Here is a 480-nt window from a genome sequence, read left to right on the forward strand (position 1 = left end):
GCCTTTGGCCGATGATTAAATTGTTGGGGCACTACCGATACGGGGACGGTGTGAGCGAGCCTTGTGGTATGCACAAAAATCAATCTTGTGCATCCTACTTGGCTTACCCCGTCCCTATATCCGTGTCCAATGTAAATATGAGGCCCTTCTTTCACCGTTGTTTGAGTTTGGTTCTTATTTGCTGCAATATGAGTTCAAGTCTTTTCTTACTTTGCTCTTTTACTATATTACACATGTTGCATATTATTATACATCTATGAATTTGCTAAACTCCTTTTCCTTTACAGATGACATGGTATGTCGTGTTCAAGGGTCGGGTTCCAGGAGTGTACGAGCACTGGGATGACGCGCATCGTCAGGTCAACGGGTTCAAGGGCAACCTCTACAAAGGGTACCCCACTAGGAGCATCGCGGAAGAGCATTGGAGGAGGAGTAACCATGGCCGGATGGGGACCGCCGGCTACCTAGTGATCCTACCCT

At 47.3% G+C, this 480-nt stretch carries 1 protein-coding gene; it reads left to right on the forward strand.

Annotation, left to right across the window (positions count from 1 at the left end; translation table 11 throughout):
- Nucleotides 1-287: 287 nt before the first annotated feature.
- Nucleotides 288-480: RNase H1/viroplasmin domain-containing protein (locus M3666_RS16325; protein WP_251155805.1), on the forward strand; the 193-nt coding region annotated here is incomplete at its 3' end.

Origin of the sequence: Curtobacterium sp. ODYSSEY 48 V2, assembly GCF_023712625.1 — a bacterium.
Taxonomy (GTDB): domain Bacteria; phylum Actinomycetota; class Actinomycetes; order Actinomycetales; family Microbacteriaceae; genus Curtobacterium.